Raw genomic sequence first — 16,438 nt, forward strand, 5'->3', positions numbered from 1 at the left:
GTGGCTCCTATATGATCAATTTAAGCCCCCAAAATAAAGAAAGCATCGATGCGTCATTTAGCGCATCGATGCTTCTTTGTTTCGTCATTCTGTTGTTATAAGGAGTAACTTCGTTTATTTTACAGGCTCCAGCAAACCAAGGGTGCGTGAGGTAGAATCATGAACCCGCTCCAGCAGCTCAGGGTTATCCTCCAGGGATTCGCCGTAGGAAGGGATGATTTCTTTCAGCTTCGGATCCCAGGACTCACGATACTCTGGGAAGCACTTGTGTAAGACCTCGAGCATAATGGAAACGGAAACCGATGCCCCTGGTGATTCGCCAAGAAGAGCCGCCATGGTACGGTCTTCTGCGTGAATCAATTTGGTACCGAACTGGAGAGCACCGCGGCCGCCTTCTTCTGTATCCTCAATCAATTGAACGCGCTGTCCGGCTACGAGCAGGTCCCAGTCTTCATTGGATGCATTCGGAACAAAATTCCGCAGCTCTTCCATCCGGTCCTTTTTGGACATCTTCAGCTGCATTGCCAAATATTTGATCAGGGAGGTGTTTTTTGCGCCGGCTGCGAGCATTGTCAGCACATTTGTCGGCTTCACCGAACCGAACAGATCCATCATCGATCCGGTTTTCAAAAATTTAGGTGTAAACCCGGCGAACGGTCCGTACAACAGCGTGTCTTTTCCTTCAATATGGCGACGGTCCAGGTGCGGGACAGTCATCGGCGGAGTGCCGGCCGGTTCTTTTCCATATACTTTGGAATGGTGCTGCTTCACGACTTCCGGGTTGTCACAGACGAGGAATTCACCGCTGATCGGAAATCCGCCGATGCGCTTGCTTTCGGGAATGCCTGTTTTTTGCAGCAATGGCAGGGCGCCGCCACCTGCACCGATAAAGGCGAAGGAAGAGGTATGCTCTTCGATGGTTTCTTCTTTAAGGTTTCGTACTTTAACTTCCCATGCTCCGTCTGCTCTTTGTTGAATATCATCGACGGAATGATTGTAACGGATCTCTATATTGTCTTGCTTCTCTAAGTGTTTCAGCATTTGACGAGTTAGTTCTCCAAAATTAACATCTGTGCCATGGTCGAATTTCGTTGCCGCGATCGGCTCTTCAGTGGAACGGCCCTCCATCATTAAAGGAATCCATTCCTTGATGCGTTCGGGGTCTATGGTAAACTCCATCCCCTGAAACTGAGGATGATCTTTCAGGGCTTCAACCCGCTTCGTCAAAAATTCTACGTGATCTTTACCGTAAACAAAGCTTATGTGAGGCAAGGGACGGATAAAATCTTCAGGATTCTGAAGATCGCCCTGCTCGACCAGGTGGGCCCACATTTGTCTGGAAACCTGGAATTGTTCGTTGATTTTTACCGCCTTGCTAATGTCCAGGGAGCCGTCCGGCTGTTCAGGTGTATAGTTCAGTTCGCAGAGAGCGGCGTGTCCGGTTCCGGCATTATTCCATTCATTAGAACTTTCCTGTCCGGCGGAGTCGAGCTTCTCGAACAGGGTGATGCGCCATTCCGGTTCTAATTTGTGCAGAAGCGTGGCCAGTGTCGCGCTCACGACACCTGCACCGATCAGGATCACGTCACTCGTTGTGTGGTTATGATTCATGTTATTCCTCCTCTTATGGTTAAACAGCCTGTAACTGTATCGGGCGTTATCGTCCATTCGTTATGTTGATCCCGATGATCATCCGCTTGTATCTTACCGTTATTGTTGGGCGGGCGCGATGCCTTTTCTTTTTTTATACATATCCGGCGCAGCATCATGGTTGCCTCTATGTACCTTGCTAAAAGCAGCGTATACCTTGATCCATTCGCTCCTATAGAAAGGCAGCATGGATTCTTGTGTCACCAACATAGGTAAGGTCATCAGATGACTTTATAATTCTCATTTTAGCACGGGTAGAAATCGCTTTCAATAAAAAGCTGAATGGCTCATTCTATTAGGGTTTCATGGTGAGGACCGAAAATAGGGGAAGAGATCGAATTTATGTGAAAATTGTGGAATCGGTGATAACTTCCTATTGAAAACATCTTTGTAAGCGGTTACCATAAGTAATATGGTCATCAGATGACCGTATCAACTATTGACAATCAAAGTTCGTTTAAGGAATAAGAAAATCAATGTAAGGAAAGAGGAGGAGATCAAATGTTGATGGTGGTGGCACTAAGTGCTGTGATTGTTCCCTTTCTGTTGCTGGTTTTATTGCGTATGCCAGCGATCAAAGGGATGTCCATCAGTGCTGTAGTGGTAATTATTTTAGCGATGACTGTATGGGGAATGGAAGGCCAGGTGATTGCTTCTTCCATCCTGCAGGGCGTACATAAAACCCTGACGATCTTATTAATACTATTTGGAGCGCTTGTGTTATTGAACACCCTTCGTAACACCGGAGCGGTAACCCGTATCAATCAGGGATTTCAAAGTATTTCCCAGGACATGAGGGTTCAGCTTATTTTTGTCGCTTTTTTATTCGGGTCATTAATTGAGGGAGCGGCAGGATTCGGTGCACCGGCCATGGTGACGGCTCCGTTAATGCTTGCCCTTGGCTTCAGGCCGCTGGCAGCGGTGGCGACAGCCCTAATTGCGGATAGTACGGCCGTGGCCTTTGGAGCGGTGGGAACGCCGGTACTGGTCGGACTCAGCACTTTGCCCGATGCGGGTACTGCTTTTTTCAAGGAGGTTGGCGTAACGGTCACCCTGATTGATTTATTCGCGGGCACATTTATTCCATTTATTTTAGTCGTTGTGCTGACCTTGTTTTTCGGAAAAGGGAAGGGAATAAAAGATGCCCTCGTGATGATCCCGTGGACGCTGCTCATTGGGATCACGTATAATGTTTCAGCTCTTGTGTACGCCACTTTGTTTGGACCGGAATTTGTAGCGATTCTGGGATCCTTGACCGGGCTCGTGGTCGCAGCTATAACAGCCAGAAAGGGATGGCTTCTTCCATCCACTGTATGGACAGATGCTAAACAGGAGGATTTCAAGGATAATGAAGAAAAATCCGAGATGGGATTGATCCGGGCATGGTTTCCTTACATTATTGTCGTGGCTCTGCTGTTACTTACACGTATTGTTCCGTGGTTTAAGGAATTTACACAGACGGCTATCGATTTATCGTGGTCGAACATTTTAGGCGTGGACGGAATTGCGTCAAGCTGGGCCGTATTATACTCGCCTGGAACGGTGCTGGTCGTCGCAGCCCTATTAGCCCTGCTTGTGCAGCGAAAATCGTTTAACCATTTTGGGCGGGCGGCCAAGCAATCGCTGTCCACGATGAAAATAACCGCGGTTACATTATCGGCAACGCTTGCTATGGTGCATGTGTTCAGTAATTCCGGGATGAATATGAATGATTTAATGAGCATGCCAAGTTATATTGCTGAGGGAATGGCGGCTGCTTTTGGGCCGATGTGGATTTTCGCCGCACCGTTTCTCGGGGAACTGGGCTCCTTTATAACGGGAAGTGCCACGGTTTCAACCCTTACTTTCTCACCGATTCAGTACAATATAGCGGAGGCTACAGATGCGAACCTTAAGGTGGTGCTCGCCGCACAGCTCGTAGGTGCTGGAGCGGGGAACATGATCTGTGTCCATAATGTGGTCGCGGCAAGCGCTGTCGCAGGTATGGAAGGGGAAGAAGGAAACGTCATCCGAAAAACCCTGGGACCTGCTTTGCTTTATGGGGTGCTTGTCGGCATCGGCGGATTTATTTTAATGGGGATTTTGTAAAAAGAAAGAGCAATAGCTAGAATACTGGGAACATGGAGTTGGGCTGAAGAAATAGAATTATTATAAAATGAGTAAGCCTTGCTTAGACTAGTAAGCATCTTTCGGGTTATCTGGATATGCTTATCGATTTCACATTAAAAGCTTTTGTTTGTGTATGTGAACTGTAATGAATTCTGGTTAGCATGTTTACGAAAATGATTGGCTAATGTTGTTGATTAAAAGTTTCATACCCCGTAATAATAGGCCACATAAAAAAAGACGCAGCCTTTAGTATTTAATTACAAAAGGCTGGGTCTTTTTAGAGTTTTAGGAAGATTTCACCCAGTAGGCTGCTTCATTTTCTGAAGGAGAAGGTGGGAATTGGTCGCCTTCACTCAGGCTGATTTCCTTATTATTATCGCTTTTATTTCCGTTTACGAGTTTATCTACTTTATAGTTACCGGATTCTGGAGCTTTTTCGCCAGTTTTAAATTGTTGGTTTGACGTATTGTTTGTGGAAGTAGTAGTATAACCATTTCCTGAGTTACGGCCGCCTTTCTGACCGATTTCCTCAAAATGTTCCTTGCTGTATTCCTTGCTGGTCGTTTCGCCGCCTTTTTGACCAATGTTCTCGAAGTGTTCTTGATCGTATTTACGGCTTGTTTTCTCTCCGCCTTTACGACCTGCTTCTTCCGTAGTCATCGATTGATTTTGGTTTTGGTTATTGTTCTTAGCCATTTTCATCAACCTCCTTGAATAGTATGTAAAATATTTACCACTATTTGGATGTAGGTTAAACCCAGTTTTCTATTTGTAATGTTTTTTTAATATAATTTAAGTGGGCTCTTCGTGAAAAAAATCGTGTAGTAGGGAAAATTGTCATAAAAACAAGAGAAAAAATAGAAAAGGTAAGCCTATACCCTCTCCTTGTATGAGAAGATATAGGCTTTTTTTACATTTATTGTGTGTAAACTTTGTTATATGGGTAAAGTTTCTTAGAAAGTGAAAAAGGAGTGGGTCAGTCATGTTAATCAATTATCAAGCAAATACATTTTTCGATGAAATGATGGATCAATCAGGAAACCCTAAGCACCACTACAAAGCTTTTAACGACATAATTTCAAAGGCTTCTGCAGAAGAATTGCAAAAAAGACAGGAAAGAGCACAGTTACACTTTTTAAAGCAGGGCATTACTTTTAATAAGGATGGTGATGACGCCGAACGGACGCCTCCCTTTGATTTTGTTCCGATCATCATTCCAGAAGAGAAGTGGAAAGAGGTCGAGAAAGGATTAAAGCAGAGAGTCGAGGCGTTAAGTCACTTTCTAGAAGATATTTATGGTGAAAAGAAGATTATTAAAGAAGAAGTTGTGCCGAAAGAGCTAATCGAGAACAGCGCCTACTATAATGAAGAGCAGGCTAAAGGTATGGACATGCCGCTTAGTCATCCACTATTTATAGCGGGCATTGATCTTATACGTGATGAAAACGGCGAATACCGAGTATTAGAAGATAATCTGCGCAATCCTTCCGGTATCTCGTATGTTTATCAAAATCGGCAGGTAATCAGAAAAGTGTATCCAGAACTGTTTGAGCACTATCGTGTGCTCCCTTTGGAAAATCAGTTTAAAGAGCTGGAAAAGGCTCTGTTCAGCTATGCACCGGATAATGCTTCATCTTCACCTCAGGCGGTGTTATTAACGACAGGCATATATAACTCCGCTTATTATGAACACTTTTTTCTTGCAAAGCAGCTTGGGATTGAATTAGTTGAAGGAAGTGACCTTGTCGTCGAGAATGACATCGTCTATAAGGAAACAACCAGCGGGCTTGAGCGTGTCGATATTATTTATCGAAGAATTGATGATGAAGACCTGGACCCGGAAGCCTTTCGATCAGATTCTGAAGTTGGTGTACCCGGTCTTATGAGGGCTTACCACCAGGGGAATGTGACCATTTTAAATGGAGTGGGCATCGGGGCAGCAGATGATAAGGCGATTTATGCTTACGTACCTGAGATGATTCGCTATTACTTGAATGAAGAGCCGATTCTTAAGAATGTAACCACCTATTTTTTAAGAGATTCAGAGCAAAGAGATTATGTGTTAAAGAATCTTGAGAAACTCGTCATTAAAAATGTAGGGTCTTCTGGCGGTGATGATATGATGATTGGTCCAAACGCCTCTGAAGAAGAATTAACGACATTTCGGCAAAAAATTCAGGAAAATCCAAATGAATACATTGCCCAGCCTACCATTGAATTGTCACGGGCTCCGGCTCTTCAAGAAGGGGAATTCCGTCCCCGTCATATAGACTTAAGAATTTTTGCGATGAAGGGGAAAGAAATCAATGTTCTGCCTGGAGGACTTTCCAGAGTGGCTTTGAAGGAAGATAACCTTGTGGTGAACTCTTCTCAGGGTGGCGGATTTAAGGATATTTGGATAACAACCTCAGAAGGAGGAAAGGACGATGCTTAGCAGAATGGCAGATTCATGTTATTGGTTGGCTAGGTATATGGAGAGATCTGAAACCAATGCTCGAGCCCTGAGCAGCCAGCTGATTCATATGCTGGAAGAATCGGATCAGCATACATTGGACCACAACTGGGAAGTACTTCTTGACATCTGTACCTCTAAAAATGACGACGTTGAACACGATCCTGGTTTAAAGAGTGAGCAAGTGCTTAACTATCTGATAAGGAGCCGGGAAAATGATAACTCTCTTATTCTTTTGCTGGAATTGGCCAGAGAGAAAGCTAGGGAGTCCCGAACGCTTATCCCAGCTTCTATTTGGGAGATGATTAACCGCTTATATTTAGAGAAGAAGGAACAGCTGGACGGGTCTTTACATTCCAATACAATTCAGAGTCATTTAGGCGATCTCCTTGATATGTCATCAAATTTTCAGGGAATCATCGAATCTTCCATGCTAAGAGGGGAATCTTATAACTTTATAAAAATAGGGAAGTGGATAGAACGGGCCGAAACTACCGCGCGAATTTTAAAGGTTATTTGTGAGAAGACCTTAGCGGAAAAGAACTATAAAGATATAGAGGAGTTTGATTACTGGCTTCATGCCCTCCAGTTAGCCAATGGTTATGACTCCTTTATTATGGAGCATCCATTAACGCTGAACCCTGAGGAAGTATTTACTTTTCTGATTGAAGAAGAGCGGTTTCCGCGGTCCATAACGTATTGTGTAGAGCATACTTTACGTGCTGTAGAGCAGTTAAACCCTGGAAGGAGACCTCAATATGCCGAAGAGTTAGTTCAGTTGTTAGAAAATACACAAAGGGGAATTGAACGGACAGATATTGATGAGATGTCGGTGGAGGGACTCTTACGTTTTGTTAATGGGTTCCTGGATCACTGCGATCGAATTAATGAAGTATTCTCAGCCACTTATAATCTGGGTGGATATAAAAGTAGATCAGTGGGAAGAAGCCAATAATGGGGACTTAATATGAATAAAAAACAGTTGCTCTAAAAAGGAGCACTGTTTTTTTATGGCTGGATTATGGAAGGTAAGTTACCTCTTTATAAAAAGCTTTGTTAAAGTTTATGGTTGTCATTGCTATCTTTTTGGTTCATAGACTGTTTCCTGTGAAGGAAGAATGGATTATGGTAAAATCTATGACTAATGACAGGCAACAGAACATCGTAATGGTACTTTTGTGAGAATAGGGAACTATGATGGTGCAACTACGATCCACCCAGGGGGAATAGATGATGACTAGAAAGCTTTACTACGAAGATCCTTATCAGCTGGAATTTGACTCTACGGTAACAAAATCAGATCGGGACGAACATGGACCTTATGTGGTACTGGAAGCCACAGCGTTTTATCCAACCGGCGGCGGACAGCCGCACGATACGGGCACATTAAATTCCATCAAAGTAATCGATGTGGAAGAAGCCGACGGTGAAGTACGGCATTACATAGAGGAAGAATTTCCGCAAAATGGGGAAGACGTGCACGGAAGCGTCGATCCCAAGCGGCGTATCGATCATATGCAGCAGCATAGCGGTCAGCATATCATATCCGCTGTGTTTGATGATCATTACGGCATTCCGACGACGAGTTTCCACTTAGGAAGCGATACGGTGACGATTGATTTAGATACGAATCAACTCTCGGAGGAACTTTTGCAAAAAGCCGAGGAGCAAGTGAATAATATTATACGCCGGAATATTCCTGTAGAAGCCAGGTGGATGACGGCCGATGAAGCGAATGAATACCCGCTGCGTAAACCACTGGCTGTCGAGGGGGAGGTGCGCCTTGTGATCATTCCTTACGTGGATTACAACGGGTGCGGGGGAACGCATCCCGCGTCCACGGGAGAAGTGATGGCGGTGAAATTCCTAGGCTGGACGAAAAGTAAGAAGCAGGTTCGGCTTGAGTTTGTCTGCGGATCCAGAGTGCTTGAGAAGCTCGATCAGAAACACCGGATCTTGACCGACATGAAACAGCTGGTCCCGAGACCTGAGGAGCAGCTTGTCGAGGAAGTGAGCGAGATGATTCAGGCAGGCAAGGAGAAGGATAAGCGGATTACAGAGCTTGAGGAACAGCTTCTGCATTACGAAGCGCGCCATATTATTTCAGAAACCAAAGGAGAGCCGGTGATCCAGCGCGTCTTCAAAGACCGCCCGATTAAGTCGCTCCAGTCGCTTGGAAAAACGATGATTGAAGAAGCTTCCGATACGTATCTCATCCTTGTCAGCGAACAGGAAGAGCAGCTGCAATTCGTCCTGGCTCACGGGGCTTCGATTGATCGCAATATGAACGATATTGCTAAACAGGCGATGCCTCTGATTGACGGAAAAGGAGGCGGAAAGCCGCATTTTGTCCAGGGCGGCGGCAAAAAGCTGATGGACGGCACGGACTTTTCGAATCGCGTAAAAGAATTACTATAATAGAAAAACTTCTTCTTCTGGTAGAAGGAGTTTTTTATGTGGATAACGGAAACATTTTCCCTGCTGAATCGTTTTGTAGTATAATCAATTTAGAACATACGTTCCTGAACAGGGGCGTATCCGTAATAATAGATCGAAACAAAGCCAGGAAGCGCTTATGCCTCTCGTGGTTTACAGAAAGGAGAGGAGACCATGACGAACGTGGTCATTTTAGCTGAAAAGCCGTCGCAGGCGAAAGCCTACGCCGCGGCCTTCACCACCCAGGAAAAATCCAAAACATCTATACGTTTAAAACCCGATGCCACTTTCCCAAACGGAGCGACGATTACATGGGGCGTGGGCCATCTGGTGGAACTCAAAGAACCTCACGACTATAAGCCGGAATGGAAGAAATGGAAGCTCGATCAGCTGCCAATCGTGCCCGACCGTTTTTATGAAAAAGTCTCGAAAGGAAAATGGGAGCAGTTCCAGGCCGTTAAGAAATTATTCCAGCAGGCGGATGTAATCGTGAATGCGGCCGATGTTGACCGCGAAGGTTCCAATATCTTTTACAGCATCCTTCGTTTAACCGGTGTCAAAGGAAAACCGATTCAGCGGTTATGGATCAACTCTCTTGAGAAAGATGAAGTGCGGAAAGGGTTTCAGAACCTGCAGAGCAACGATAAGGACCTGCGGATGTTTGACGAAGCAAAAGCGCGGCAGATCAGCGACTGGATGGTAGGCATTAACGCCAGCCGCCTGTTCACGCTATTGCTGCAGAAAAAAGGGTTTAACCAGCACCTGTCGATTGGACGCGTGCAGTCACCGACCGTTTATTTGATTTACCAGCGCCATAAGGAAATCGAAAACTTCGTATCGGAACCTTTTTATCAAATCGAGGGACTGTTTCAGGCGGAAAAAGGCTCGTACAAAGGATTAGCGAAGATTAAGGAAAAGGATAAAGCCAAGGTGCAGGCACTGATGGATCAGCATGGGCTGAAGGAAAATGAGGATCTTCAGGGAACGATTCAAAATGTCGACAAGAAGACCAAGTACCAGAAGTCACCGAAGCTGCATTCCCTGTCCACCCTGCAAAGTGTCGCGAACCGGCGCTGGAAATACACGCCTTCCCACACGTTAAAGACGATGCAGAAGCTTTATGAAAAAGGACTGGTGTCCTATCCGCGAACGGACTGTAACTACATTACGAATAGTGAGTTCAATTATTTAGTGAACAAGTTGGATGCCTACCAGAAAGCGATGAACATATCGTTTACACCGGCTTCGTTAAAACCGAACAAACGGTATGTGAACAACAGCAAAGTCCAGGAGCACTATGCGATCATTCCGACGAAAACCGTACCTACCGAGAAGAAATTGAGCGGACTGAGCCGGGACGAGCACAACATTTACCATGAAGTGCTCGCGACAACTTTGGCGATGTTCCACGGAGATTACGTATATGAAGAGACGACGATTATGACCCACGTCAACGATCTGCCTTTTAAATCAACGGGCAGGAGAGAAGTGAAGCAGGGCTGGAAAGAGCTTTTTCCGAAACCGTCCAAAGCCAAACAGGAAAAAGACCCGATTCTGCCGGAGGTGCAGCAAGGGGAAGAGGTAGGGGCCCGCCTGCATATTAAAGAAAGCATGACGCAGCCGCCGAAGCCTTATACCGAAGGCCAGCTCATCAACATGATGAAAACGTGCGGAAAGCTTGTGGATGATGAGGAAGACGTGGAGATCTTAAAGGAAGTGGAAGGCCTCGGAACCGAAGCCACGCGTTCGAGTATTATTGAAACGATAAAAACGCAGAACTATATTGAAGTGAAGAAAAACAACGTTGCGATTACCGATAAAGGGATTATGCTGTGTGAAGCGATTGAAGGAACGCTGCTATCGAGCCCTGCCATGACAGCCAAGTGGGAGTCGTATTTAAAGAAAATCGGCAATGGCGATGGTTCGAAGCAGATGTTTATTAAGCAGACGAGTCAGTTTATTGAAAAGCTCATTCAGGAAACGCCGGAATCGATTCAACAGGTGAACGTGCGCAGTACCGGTGAGAAAAAACAATGGAATACGGCGGTCGCCAAATGTCCGGCCTGTACGAATGGCGAAATTATCGACCGGTATAAGTTTTATGCCTGTTCGAATTATAAAAACGGCTGTAAAGTGAGCTTTCCGAAGCGGCTGGCTGGAAAATCACTTTCCGCGAACATGATTAAGACGCTGTGTGAGAAGAAGAAAACGCGGGTGCTGAAAGGGTTTAAAGGTAAGAAACCGTTCAGTACGGCTTTAACGTTGGATGAAGAGTATAAGATTAAATTTGATTTTGCAAAAAAAACTTGAGAAACCTATCGGGGTGGACGGAGAATATCCTTTTCACCCCGTAGTGTGAATGCAAAAAGACATTAGGGGAAAACATGAAGTTTCTTTAATACTTTTGAAATCCTGCCAATGACTAAAAAGCCCCCGACATACATAAGGAAGGTGTAGAAGAAATTCCAATCCTCATTGTAGGATAAGGTTTCTATTAGAAGGGCGAACCCTTCCAAACCGGCCATCCCACCTATAAATAAACAATAGATCCAGATCGGTTTTATGTTTTTGTAGACGTAGAAATAAGTAAACCATGCTCCTGCGATGGTGAAAATGCCTAAGTCCAGGAAGATGGAGTCTAACAGCATGACTCCTGGCATCGGGTGAACTTTCCATAAACCTAATTGAATGCCGGCCTGATTGAAAACGACGGCAATTAAAGCGGTAATAGGTGCGGTCGTATAAAAGATCTTGGGAGCTTTTCGATACAAATAAATCCCTGTGATCCAGGGAAGAACAAAACCTGTAAGAATAATAAGCGTCAATTTTACCACCTCATGGTAGTATTTGGAGCTGCATGAGTTTTATGTATTTTTTAAGGTTCTAAACTTCTGGTTGAACCGACTGATAAAAAAAGGACAGCTGGAATAAACTGCACAGACTCACGTATCGCACAAATCGCCCCATACAAAAGAGCGCTTCAGTCACGAAGCGCTCTTTGTCTTTGACTCCCGGTCTGGGATAATCTTTTCCGGACGTTTTCGTTTAACGCATCCATCTCTTCAATAAACTGTTCACTCGAAGCGATGATCCGCTCGGATGATTGTTCGGTCGTTTTAAGCGCTTCGAATACGTTATCGAAAGACTCCTGAAGAGCTTCCATGCTGATCGCCGGATTCTCCATCATCTGTGTGGTTTCTTCTGCATTTTCTTTCAGGTTTCTGGAGTTCGAGAGCAGCATATTCTCGGTGGCTTTATTCACACCATTCACTGTATCGATTACTTTTCGCTGATTATTTAAAGCCAGCTGAATCGAAGCGGAGACGGTAATAATGTTTTTCGTCAGCGTAACCGCATTGCGAATCGATTCCTTCAGCTTTTCATTGTTTTTCTTAATAATGTCCACAGAGGAAATGCTCTGATGCAATACACTCTTCATCTGTGTCATATTTCTCGTACGGGTAATGATTTTCTCTTTTCCTTCGGTAAGCAGCGCCAAGTCGTATTCACCCGTCGTTTCTTTTTCTTTCAAAAGCTCAAATAGCTTCTTCCCAAGATAAATCTGCTTGTCCAGATCATAAATACGCTTCTGGGCGTTTTCCTTGATCAGCTGCAATTCGACGCTGTCTTCTTCCAGGCGGTCTTTCCCCGAAAGCAGACTGCGCACCACCGTATCGATCTTCGAGTCGACCGATTCGTACTTCTGCATGTAGCGGTCGATGGGCTGTTTTTTGCTTAGTTTGTAAAAGAATCGCTGTACTCCGTTGCCTTCGGTGCGCTTCGGATCAAGGTCAGACACGATCGCCTCGAGTTCACTCAGCGATTGGGGAATGTCATTATTGCCTTTTGTCATCAGATCGTTTACCGGGCGCTTTAGTGTTTCCATCGTTTCCCCGGCAACACGCTGTTCCTTTTCTCCGAGGTCCCCGAGCTCTCTCATCACGTCGGAAAGGGAGTCGTCTCTGGAAGAATGGAACCTTTCCGCGTACGCTTCGGCCTCTTCGTTCAAGCGGTCGATATCTTCTTTGTCAACAAGCGTCATCGCTTCTCTCAGATCCTGCTGGTTCATTTCAGCTTCTTTATCTCTTTGGAACGATTTTTCACTCATATTTATACCACCTATCTGCCATTTGTTGGTTTCCGGGAATAACAGCATGTTTCTTTACTTGCGCGAGAAGAAGTTTTCGTCTTCCTTGTTGTACTTGGATGCAATGATTCCCTTGCTTCTGGCAAAATTCTGCGCATGACTTTCTTCTTCTTTTTGTTCTAACGTTTCAATGAACTTACGCAAATCGTACATCGTATCAAGCAGTTCATCTTTCCGGTTTTCCTTATTTTCATCCGACAATCGCTGGAACGACTCGATGAAGTCGGGAACGTCCTTGTCCATCATCGTTTCCAGGGAATATTGCTCTTCGATTTCGAGTTCTTCCATTCGTTTGAATTGATTCACGGTCCGTTTCTTTAGGGAGGACCATTCCTTTTGGAGATCAGGATGATTCTCGAGGAATGGGAATTCCCAGCCTTCGAGGATCGCTTCTCCTGGATGCTCCGAAGTGGTTTCCTCCCCGGATGTTTCCCTTTTCTCTACGTAGGAATCTAAATACGTGTACAATACTTGCGAGAAGTCACGCAGCGTGTCTCCGAGACCTTTTCTTCTTGTGAATTCTTCTTTAAAAAACGTAGGGAAAATAGTCCTATCTTCTTCCACTTCAAACCGGCCAAGCAGCATGGTCGGGGGTTTACCGTACACCTCGATGGTTCCTCTGAACATATTGGATTTCTTGGGGATGATGACGGTGAAAAAGACCCCATTCCATAACACATCCAAAATATATCTTTTGTCCATCTCTACCAGTTCTTTTAGATCCAGATCGAAATAAACAGGGAATTTCCCTTTGCTGACCTGCTTCATTTCTCTCATGGTGTGAAAGTCGATATAGCGCTGGTATTCCGATAGATACGGCATGAATGTTTTTTCCAAATTCTCAAGCGTAGAAGAGTAGAAGTTGTCCATGCTTCGTCAGCCCCTTTTGAGTCCTTCCTTTTCCTCGACAAAATATTTCCATTATACTTTAAGAATACCACAAAACGGGGGTTAATATTAAGAAATAGCTATGTGCTCTCCGCCGGAAAAGACGGGGACTATGTTTCATCACTGTACTTAAAAATCGTAGCCCACACTCTTTTATTTCATTATATAGTGGGGGGATAAGATCATTTTCCAAAACGAGGATCTTGCTGAAAGGTAGCAAGGTCTATTTTATATGCAGTAGTTGGTAAGTTAGTGAGTTATTCTTTTCCTCGAATAATTGCATTTCCAATTGTTCAATCCTGATTTGTAGAACGTCCGCATAACCACACATTGATGGTTTTGGTTTGTTTAAGCCCATTTTCTAATTTTCATTTCCAAGCTCTTTAATCTCATCAAAATCAATATTTGTTACTCTGGACGCACCCTGCCACATTCGTGATTATGTGATTGAAGGCGCTAATAAACTATAGTATCATTAGAAAATATACATAATTTTCAATAAAATGAAAAAAGGATCGATTTACTAAGTTAAAGATTGAACAAATCTGATGAAAAAGTGACCGATTTCTGTTTGGGCAATGACACCGCCAAGCTTTTAATAATAACAAAGAGGTGAATAAATTGGATAACACTTTAATATCGTCAGACAATACGTGGGCGCTCTGGTCGTTTCTGACAGGGTGGGCTGCAATCAGTATTTATTTGGAGCAAAAGTACAAATGGGCATCGAAAATTTCCGGAGCAATCATTGCATTAATCGGTGCCATGGTATTAGCCAATTTAAATGTTATACCTCTTGAGTCAAGTGTGTATGATGCTGTATGGAATTATGTAGTACCGTTGGCGATTCCGTTACTATTATTTCAGGCGAATATCAAGAAGATTTGGCAGGAAAGCGGACGTATGTTAATTATCTTCCTGTTAAGCTCCATTGGTACGGTCGCCGGTACCATTATCTCTTTTATGCTCTTAAAAGATGTGATACCCCATCTGGATAAAATTGGTGCCATGATGGCAGGTTCCTATACGGGAGGTGGCGTAAACTTTGCAGCAATGGCCGCAAAATTCGAGGCTCCAAGTGACCTTGTTTCGGCTACAGTGGTTGCAGACAATATGATGATGGCCACCTTCTTCTTTGTTTTGATGGCCATCCCTACATTTTCATTTTTCCGTGACAAATTCAAAACTCCTCATATTGATGATGTAGAATCGGGTGTTACTGGAGATGAGAGTGAAACGCAGGCAGCTTCTTTCTGGAAAGGGAAAGAAATATCATTAAAAGATATTGCGATCAGTGTGGCGAGTGCATTCGCCCTTGTGACCGTATCCTTTAATCTCGCAGACTTTTTTGCCAGTATCCTTCCTGCTGGTGAGGATGTAAACATCACTTTTCAGGTGTTGGGTGGTATCATTGGCGATCGTTATCTGATGCTTACGACACTTACAGTGCTGGCAGTTTCATTGTTTCCCAGACAATTCGAAAGCATTAAAGGCACACAGGAGATTGGCACGTTCTTGATTTATTTATTCTTTGTAGTCATCGGGGTACCAGCTTCTATTGCAATAGTAGTAACAACATCACCTTTATTATTGGTATTTGTTTTAATTATTGTGCTGATGAATGTGCTAGTCTCTCTGGTTTTGGGTAAATTATTTAAATTTAATTTAGAAGAGACTCTTCTTGCAAGTAACGCAAACATGGGAGGTCCCACAACGGCTGCAGCAATGGCGATTGCAAAAGGCTGGCATAAATTGATTGTGCCCATTCTTCTTGTGGGTACACTCGGGTATATAATTGGAAACTACATTGGCACAGGACTTGGGTTCTGGTTTCAGAATCTAATGTAATTCAGGGGAAGCCCATTTGTGGGAGGATGTCGATCAAAAAAGTGTAGTAGTACATATGACTGGAGAACCCATTTCTCTTAGTCTGAAAATTAGATGATTTGGTGACAGGATAATGACTGGGCACTATTAATAATGTATTAAAACTTATTGTATTTGATTATCTGATAACGTGGAGAAAATCTTAAATCGCAACCCACCCAACATAAGATTTCAAAGCTTAAATAACCAGTGAAGTAACAATATAATAAGCATAAAAAAAGCTTGGGAAAATCCCAAGCTTTTTGTCTTTAATGTGAAAATATTTTCTTTATCAAATATATAACTAATAAGATCGGAAGAAGAAAAACAGCTAAAACCCTTACATCAGTGGCAAAAGCAACTACTCCGATAAACATTACAATAGAAATTAAGATAATGAATATCACTAACACTTTTAATAACAAATTCATTTTGTTCCTCCAGACTACAACTTAACATTTTCCGGTTAGATATGATGTGGTTAGTCCACATCCAGATCCAAATATTCAACACCTATTATCCATACATTTTTAAACTTTCACAATACCTAATCGATCAAAAGCTTTTGATCGTAAACTGTTAATTTTAGTGTATAGAAGCGGACGTTTTGTGGACCAAAATCAAGTTTAATATAAAATGGTCCCATTCATTCTTATCACTCTTTTATAAAAACAGACCTAATAGTATTCATTACAAGATTATTGGAAACGTTTATGCAGGGACATTCATCTTGACAGGGGGGAGGTTGTTTTAGGGGTGCGATCTAGCGTAAGTATGGTGGCACTTTTGACTGGATATCGAATGGATTCTCTTCACTAATACTTATATCTTATTAGCTTTCATATTAATAACTTGAAATTGTAACACTGATTATAGAAGGGTTTTTACTT

At 43.6% G+C, this 16,438-nt stretch carries 12 protein-coding genes; 6 read left to right on the plus strand and 6 right to left on the minus strand.

From position 1 onward, the window contains the following. Window positions 1-114 precede the first annotated feature (114 nt). Both mqo and HBHAL_RS21380 read right to left on the minus strand, forming a co-directional pair. On the minus strand, window positions 115-1,668 hold the full coding sequence (gene mqo / locus HBHAL_RS06980; protein ID WP_262983425.1) for a malate dehydrogenase (quinone): 1,554 nt from the start codon (window positions 1,666-1,668) through the stop codon (window positions 115-117). A gap of 42 nt (window positions 1,669-1,710) precedes the next feature. Next, entirely contained in the window at window positions 1,711-1,860 is a 150-nt protein-coding gene (locus HBHAL_RS21380; RefSeq protein WP_158512354.1) for a hypothetical protein, read from the minus strand. Window positions 1,861-2,151: 291 nt separating this feature from the next. On the opposite strand from HBHAL_RS21380, the gene HBHAL_RS06985 reads away from it, so the two are divergent. Beyond that, on the plus strand, window positions 2,152-3,738 hold the full coding sequence (locus tag HBHAL_RS06985) for an L-lactate permease (RefSeq protein WP_014642657.1): 1,587 nt from the start codon (window positions 2,152-2,154) through the stop codon (window positions 3,736-3,738). A 306-nt stretch (window positions 3,739-4,044) separates the two neighbouring features. On the opposite strand, the gene HBHAL_RS21945 is transcribed toward HBHAL_RS06985, so the two are convergent. Continuing rightward, window positions 4,045-4,455, minus strand: coding sequence for a YjzC family protein (locus HBHAL_RS21945; protein ID WP_014642658.1), 411 nt, complete (start codon window positions 4,453-4,455; stop codon window positions 4,045-4,047). A 286-nt stretch (window positions 4,456-4,741) separates the two neighbouring features. Here HBHAL_RS21945 and HBHAL_RS06995 point away from each other — a divergent pair, with 286 nt between their 5' ends. From HBHAL_RS06995 to HBHAL_RS07010, 4 genes are all read left to right on the plus strand, one after another. Next, a complete protein-coding gene (locus HBHAL_RS06995) occupies window positions 4,742-6,193 on the plus strand; it encodes a circularly permuted type 2 ATP-grasp protein (RefSeq protein WP_014642659.1) in 1,452 nt (483 codons plus the stop codon). Further along, the gene (locus tag HBHAL_RS07000; RefSeq protein WP_014642660.1) at window positions 6,186-7,166 is read left to right on the plus strand and encodes an alpha-E domain-containing protein; all 981 of its coding nucleotides are present in this window, start codon (window positions 6,186-6,188) and stop codon (window positions 7,164-7,166) included. The genes HBHAL_RS06995 and HBHAL_RS07000 overlap by 8 nt, the downstream gene beginning before the upstream one ends. A gap of 278 nt (window positions 7,167-7,444) precedes the next feature. Continuing rightward, window positions 7,445-8,629 carry a serine-tRNA(Ala) deacylase AlaX gene (locus HBHAL_RS07005; RefSeq protein ID WP_041601242.1) on the plus strand — a complete coding sequence of 395 codons (1,185 nt, stop codon included), beginning with the start codon at window positions 7,445-7,447 and terminating at the stop codon, window positions 8,627-8,629. Window positions 8,630-8,821: 192 nt separating this feature from the next. Beyond that, window positions 8,822-10,957: a type IA DNA topoisomerase gene (locus HBHAL_RS07010; protein WP_014642662.1), complete on the plus strand. Its 2,136-nt coding sequence runs from the start codon at window positions 8,822-8,824 to the stop codon at window positions 10,955-10,957. A 62-nt stretch (window positions 10,958-11,019) separates the two neighbouring features. Here HBHAL_RS07010 and HBHAL_RS07015 read toward each other — a convergent pair whose 3' ends face one another. The 3 genes from HBHAL_RS07015 to HBHAL_RS07025 all read right to left on the minus strand — a co-directional run bounded on the left by HBHAL_RS07015 (window position 11,020) and on the right by HBHAL_RS07025 (window position 13,664). Further along, on the minus strand, window positions 11,020-11,481 hold the full coding sequence (locus HBHAL_RS07015; RefSeq protein WP_145956012.1) for a hypothetical protein: 462 nt from the start codon (window positions 11,479-11,481) through the stop codon (window positions 11,020-11,022). Between the two features lie 146 nt (window positions 11,482-11,627). Beyond that, on the minus strand, window positions 11,628-12,755 hold the full coding sequence (locus tag HBHAL_RS07020) for a toxic anion resistance protein (RefSeq protein ID WP_014642664.1): 1,128 nt from the start codon (window positions 12,753-12,755) through the stop codon (window positions 11,628-11,630). A 54-nt stretch (window positions 12,756-12,809) separates the two neighbouring features. Beyond that, the gene (locus tag HBHAL_RS07025) at window positions 12,810-13,664 is read right to left on the minus strand and encodes a hypothetical protein (protein ID WP_014642665.1); all 855 of its coding nucleotides are present in this window, start codon (window positions 13,662-13,664) and stop codon (window positions 12,810-12,812) included. A gap of 639 nt (window positions 13,665-14,303) precedes the next feature. Between HBHAL_RS07025 and HBHAL_RS07030 the strand changes: the two genes are divergently transcribed. Then, on the plus strand, window positions 14,304-15,530 hold the full coding sequence (locus tag HBHAL_RS07030) for a DUF819 family protein (RefSeq protein ID WP_014642666.1): 1,227 nt from the start codon (window positions 14,304-14,306) through the stop codon (window positions 15,528-15,530). Window positions 15,531-16,438: the final 908 nt, after the last annotated feature.

The sequence above is a fragment of the Halobacillus halophilus DSM 2266 genome (genome assembly GCF_000284515.1).
GTDB lineage: Bacteria > Bacillota > Bacilli > Bacillales > Halobacillaceae > Halobacillus > Halobacillus halophilus.